Annotated in this window: 7 protein-coding genes; all 7 read left to right on the top strand. The window is 63.2% G+C overall.

All coding sequences use genetic code 11. The annotated features are described in order from the left end of the window. The coding region (locus Q0J81_RS10185) for a methyltransferase domain-containing protein (protein WP_294447636.1) at positions 1-493 on the top strand (493 nt) is incomplete at its 5' end. Positions 494-687: 194 nt separating this feature from the next. Then, positions 688-1,152 carry a DVU_1555 family C-GCAxxG-C-C protein gene (locus Q0J81_RS10180; protein WP_294447635.1) on the top strand — a complete coding sequence of 155 codons (465 nt, stop codon included), beginning with the start codon at positions 688-690 and terminating at the stop codon, positions 1,150-1,152. Between the two features lies 1 nt (position 1,153). Continuing rightward, positions 1,154-2,536: a radical SAM (seleno)protein TrsS gene (gene trsS, locus Q0J81_RS10175; RefSeq protein ID WP_294447632.1), complete on the top strand. Its 1,383-nt coding sequence runs from the start codon at positions 1,154-1,156 to the stop codon at positions 2,534-2,536. Then, positions 2,533-3,636 (top strand): DVU_1553 family AMP-dependent CoA ligase, encoded by a 1,104-nt coding sequence (locus tag Q0J81_RS10170; RefSeq protein ID WP_294447630.1) that lies wholly within the window; start codon positions 2,533-2,535, stop codon positions 3,634-3,636. The genes trsS and Q0J81_RS10170 overlap by 4 nt, the downstream gene beginning before the upstream one ends. Beyond that, entirely contained in the window at positions 3,605-4,648 is a 1,044-nt protein-coding gene (locus Q0J81_RS10165; protein ID WP_294447627.1) for an XdhC family protein, read from the top strand. Before Q0J81_RS10170 ends, Q0J81_RS10165 begins: the two co-directional genes overlap by 32 nt. Positions 4,649-4,834: 186 nt before the next feature. Continuing rightward, the gene (locus Q0J81_RS10160) at positions 4,835-5,626 is read left to right on the top strand and encodes a nucleotidyltransferase family protein (protein WP_294447625.1); all 792 of its coding nucleotides are present in this window, start codon (positions 4,835-4,837) and stop codon (positions 5,624-5,626) included. Continuing rightward, the coding region (locus Q0J81_RS10155; protein WP_294447623.1) for a hypothetical protein at positions 5,569-5,799 on the top strand (231 nt) is incomplete at its 3' end. The genes Q0J81_RS10160 and Q0J81_RS10155, both read left to right, overlap by 58 nt.

Raw genomic sequence — 5,799 nt, 5'->3', positions numbered from 1 at the left:
GCAGGCGGATGCCGGAAATCCGCCCTTTCCCGACGCCTCGTTCGACGGCATTCTGTGCGAATGCGTGCTTTCTCTTCTGCCAGACGCCGGGGCGGCGCTGCGGCGCTTTGCCCATCTTCTGCGACAGAAAGGACGGCTCGTGCTCTCCGATCTCTACGTACGTTCCGAGCCTCTGCCCGCCGCCGTTCCGTCCCCCGGTTCATCCTGCCTCGCCGGGGCACGTACGCGGCAGGAACTTGAAGTTCTGCTTGAACAAAGCGGCCTTGTTCTTCTTCATTTTGAAGATCATACTGAAAGTCTGAAGGAGCTGGCCGCACGCCTGCTCTGGTACGGAGACGAAAGCCTCTGTGCCCTGCTGCGCGGAAAAAACGAAACAAAAAGTGATACGCGCCTGCCGGAAAGCTGCGCCTGCGGTTCACTCCGCCCCGGAGGAACGCGTTACGGCTACGGACTGTGGATAGCCGCCCGCTCAAGGAGCGTGCCAGAGGCCTGACGGCAGAGAAGGATCTTTGTTTCCGAGGACTTTCACGCCAAGTCGCAACCACGGGCTTGTTCCGTATCTACGGTCTGCAGGAAACGGGCCCCGGCCGCTCCGTTCCGGTCGCCTTTCTGCGGGCAGTCCGAAACAGGAATCCCGACGCGCATTCAGGCAACCACGATCAACCATGCTTCAAGGAGGTTATCCCCATGAATGCCCTGCTATTGGACCTTCTCCCCTACGTGCACAAGGGGTACTGCTGCTCCCAGCTTCTTCTGGCTCTCGCAAGGCAGCTTGACGACACGGACAATGCCGGGCTCATGTGCGCCATGAGGGGCCTTTGCCACGGCATTGGTCAGTCCGGCGGGCCCTGCGGCCTGCTTACCGGCGGCGCCGCCGTGCTCGGCTGGCTCTCAAGCAAAAACGAAGAGGAACCTCACCCCATGATTGACGCCATGACCAACGAATATGCGACTTGGTTCATGGAGCGGACACAAGCCTTCGGCGGCACGGGCTGTGAAAACGTCTCTTCTGGCCTTGCCGCGGCGGCCGGTGAGCCTCTTCCCGAAGGCGGCATGCCGCCCATGGAGCTCTGCGGCGATCTTCTTGCGGAATGCTGGGAAAAAATTCTGGATATCCATGAGTCCTACGATCTCGAAAGCGCAAGGAGCTGACATGCTGCTCGCCGAGACTCAGAGCCTGTGCCCCGTCTGTCTGCGACTCGTGGATGCGGGCTATCACCTTGAAGGAGATACGGTCATTCTGCGCAAGACGTGCCCGGAGCACGGAACCTTTCAGGTTCCCGCATGGAAACAGCGCGAAGGCATGCCTTCCTTTAAAATCTGGCGGCAGGGCTCAAGAATTCCCGCCTATCCCGCGCATCCCGCAACAAGAGTCGCGAGAGGCTGTCCCTTCGACTGCGGCCTTTGTCCGGAGCACGTGCAGCACACCTGCACAGGTCTCATCGAAGTGACCATGCGCTGTTCTCTGGGCTGCCCCGTATGCTATGCCCGCGCGGGGAGCACTGCCGAAGATCCGTCCCTTGAGGTCATAGAGGCGCAGCTTGACGCGCTCTCCCGGGCCTCCGGCCCCTGCAACGTCCAGCTCTCCGGCGGCGAGCCCACGGAACGCGATGATCTGCCCGACATCATCCGCATGGCCAGGGAGCGGGCCTTTGCCCTCGTGCAGGTGAACAGCAACGGACTGCGACTCGGCAGGGAAAAAGGATACGCCGAAAGACTTCGTGAGGCGGGGCTTGACTCCGTGTATCTCCAGTTCGACGGCGTGAGCGACGATGTTTTCCGCACGCTGCGCGGGCGCGACTGCCTGACCCTGAAACAGGCGGCCATCGACGCCTGCGGCAGGGCGGGGCTCGGCGTGGTGCTGGTGTGCACGCTGGTGCGCGGCGTCAACGACCGGCAGGTCGGAGACCTGCTCCGCTTCGCCCTCTCGCAGGGCAGCCACGTGCGCGGCCTGCACTTTCAGCCCGTGTCTTCCTTCGGGCGCTTTCCGTGGGACATGGACGAAGCTCCCCGCATCACGCTGCCGGAGCTCATGGCCGATCTGGAACGGCAGAGCGGCGGCATGGTGAAGGCGGAACATTTTCATGCGCCCTCCTGCGAACATCCGCTCTGCTCCTTCAGCGCCGTGTACGGCAGAAACGGCGACGGCGCTCTTGCCGCTCCCCTGGGTGCAGCCTGCTGCTCGGGCGGAACCTCTCTTGCTGGCGAAACGCCTCGCGTCGTGGACAATGCCGAAGGTTCCCGCGCCTCGCGTGCCTTCACGGCCGCTCACTGGAAAGCTCCGCAGCATGAAAACTCCGCACTCAGCGACGCCTTTTCCCGGTTCATCGCCCATTCCGGAGCGGACAGACGCTTTACGCTTTCGGCCATGGCCTTTCAGGATGCGCTCAGCCTTGACGTGGAGCGCGTGCGCGGCTGCTGCATCCACGTGGTGACGCCTGACGGAAGGCTCATCCCCTTCTGCCTCCATAATCTGACGAGCTTCAACAACGTGCCTCTTTACCGCTCTGCGCCGAAGGCAGGTAATCCGTCATGAACATTCCCCCTCTTTCGCCCTCGCCTCTGGACGCCTGGCTTGACGCGCAGTGCAGAGACTTTCCCGGCGCATCCTTTCCCGAACGCCTGAAGGCCGCACGCCTCGACGCGCTGCGGCGCATCCTGCGCCGGGCCTTTTCCCTGAGCCGGTGGTACGGCCGCACGCTGAAGGGCTTCGACCTGGATCTGACGTGCGAGGACGACATCCGGAAGCTTCCCTTCACCACGCCGGAGGATCTGCACGACTACCGGGAGTTTCTCTGTGTACCGCAGGGCGACGTACAGCGCATCGTCACGCTTCAGACTTCCGGCTCCACGAATGCGCCCAAGCGCATCGCCTTTTCCGAAGGCGACCTTGCCCGCACGGCCTCGTTCTTTGCCACGGGCATGGCGCAGCTCGTTCACAGAGGCGAACGCCTCATGGTGCTCCTGCCCGGAGCTCAGTGCCCCGACGGCGTGACGGACCTTCTGCGGCAGGCGCTCACGCCCTCCGGCGTGGACGTTGTGGCCGGAAATTCCGAATCCTCGTTCGAGAGTCTGCGAGCCGATCTTTCACGCTGGCACCCGGAATGTCTCGTAGCCGCGCCGCATCAGCTTTCCGCGCTGCTTGCCGCCTCGCAGAACGAAACCTTCCGCAGACTCGCATGCTGCGTGCAGGGCATACAGTCCAGCGGCGACATTCTCGATGCCGCCGTACGCGACGGTCTGGAACAGGCGCTCGACTGCGTGGTGCTCGACCACTACGGCATGACGGAAACGTGCTTCGGCGGCGGCGTGCAGTGCATGGCAAAAAACGGCTATCACCTGCGCGAGCTGGACCTTTTTCTGGAAATTCTTGATCCGGTCTCCCACGAGCCCGTGCCCGACGGAGAAATCGGAGAAATTGTGCTGACCACGCTCAACCGGGAAGCCATGCCCCTCATCCGCTACCGCACCGGCGACGCGACGGCCTGGCTCCCCGGCCCCTGCGACTGCAAAAGTCCCCTCAGGCGGCTTTCCTCCCTCAGGGGACGCTACGTTCGTATCGACGGCGCGCCGGTGCTGCGTCTCGTCCGTAAAGGAGGTTTTCATGCAAGAACTGCTGCGTCTTCTGTGCTCTGAACTGGCGGAAGGCAGAACCGCCGCCATGGCCACGGTGGTCTTTCAGGAAGGTTCCGCGCCGCGAGGCGCGGGCTCCCGTCTTCTGGCCGGTCCCTCCGGCCTGATCGGCGGAACCACGGGCGGAGGCCTGGCCGAAGCCAGAGTCATAGAAGCCTGCCGAAATGCCTGTGAAACGCAGGAAGCTGGCGTGCTCGACATCGCCATGGACGGCACGCTGGCCGCCCGATCGGAAATGATCTGCGGCGGTCAGGTACGCGTGCTCATCGAGCCCTTTGCCCCCGACAGGGAATCACTGATACGCACGGCCTCTCTGGCCCTTAACGCTGCCGAAGGCGCAGGCTGCCGCATCGTTCGCCCCTATCCTTCCTCCCGCACGGCATGGACGCTCCTTTACGACGACGGTTCGGCGGACGGAGCCCCTCTGACCGAGGATGTGAAGACCGCGCTTCTTGCCGCGCCTCTCGATGAAGCCGCTCTCGTGCCCTGCGGCGGCACGACGTATTTCTGCGAGCGCTGCCAGCCTCCGGAACGCATGATCATTGTGGGCGGCGGTCACGTGTCGCGTCCCACGGCCGCCATTGCCGGACTCACCGGATTTGCCGTGCACGTGCTCGACGACAGGCCGGAATACGCCAACAGAGCCCGCTTTCCCAACGCCGAAGTGCATGTCACGCCGGAATACGCCGACTGCTTCGGGCCTCTTCGCGTCACGCCCCGCGACTACATCGTCATCGTCACGCGCGGGCACCTCTTCGACGGCGTGGCCGCGGCGCAGGCGCTCAGAACGCCCGCACACTACATAGGCATGATAGGCAGCACGCGCAAGCGTCGTCAGATCTACGCAAAGCTTCTGGAATCCGGCTTTACCGAACAGGATCTCGCCCGCATCCACGCGCCCATCGGCCTCGACATCGGCGCGGAAACTCCGGAAGAAATCGCCGTAAGCATCCTTGCCGAGTGCATTGCCGTGCGTCGTCACGCGCCCGCGCCCGTGAGCTGGAGAAAAAACTAGCGACAGAGACCGTCGGCCTCAACGCGCTCTTTCCGACACTTCGGGGCAGGAGGCTCTCGCTCCTGCCCCTTTGTCCGGCATCACGGTTTCGCCTTCAGTCGCGCATTCCGTCGCGGCACTTTTCAAAGTCCGCCGCCAGTAGTATCGTTGCTCTGTTCTCATTCTTCAACCTTTACTTGAAAAATCATGACTGCCTACGCTCTCATTCTGGCCGCCGGATTCTCCTCACGCATGACGGGCCGCTTCAAGCCTCTGCTTCCTCTGGCCTTTCCCGACGGGGAAAGAAGTGCCCTCGCCGCCCTGTGCTCACTCTATGCATCCGAAGGGGTCTCGCCCCTCGTGGTGGGAGGCAACCGGGCCGACGACACAAAACGCGAAGCCGAAGCACTCGGAGCTTCCTTCGCCCTCAACGCTCACCCGGAACGCGGCATGTTCTCCAGCATATGCACCGGCATGACCGCCCTGCCCAGGGACGCCGGTCCCATCTTCGTGCATCCCGTGGACATTCCGCTTGTGAGACGCATGACCGTGCGCTCGCTGCTTGATGCCGCAGAGAAGAACGGAAACAGTCCGCTCATTCCCACGTTCCGGGGCGTCCCCGGGCATCCTCCGCTCTTTCCCGCCTCCGCCCGGAAGGCCGTACTTGCCGCAGGCAACAACGGCTGTCTGCGGAACATTGTGGAGAGCCTTTCACCCGTCATGGTTCCGGTGGCGGACTCCTTCATTCTGAAGGACATGGACACGCCGGCCGAGTACGAGGCGCTGAACGTCCTTGCCCTGCGGCAGCCTCTCCTGTCGACGGAAGAGGCAAGAGAACTTCTTGCCGTGCGCCATGCTCAGGAGAGGGGCGTTCAGCACTCCCTTGCCGTAGGCCGCGTGGCCGCCCGCTTTGCCTCGGCGCTGGCTTCGGGAAGCAGCGTATGGACGAACCAGGCGCTGTTTCCCGCCGACGTCGGGCTGCTCTCCTCGATCAGATAGTATCCCGGGCGGCAAAACAAAGAGTTCATCAGCACGCTCCCGTCCATCACCGGCTCGGTTCGCGGGTACTCGTTGATGCTCCACGTTCCCGCGATCATGCAAATGTTCTTCGCATCCAGCACATCCACCGCCAGCGCACAGGCGTCGATATCGAACATGCCGCCGACTACCGG

Origin of the sequence: uncultured Mailhella sp. (genome assembly GCF_944324575.1) — a bacterium.
In the GTDB taxonomy this organism is placed as follows: domain Bacteria; phylum Desulfobacterota; class Desulfovibrionia; order Desulfovibrionales; family Desulfovibrionaceae; genus Mailhella.
This window is presented reverse-complemented; position numbering and strand designations above follow the sequence as displayed.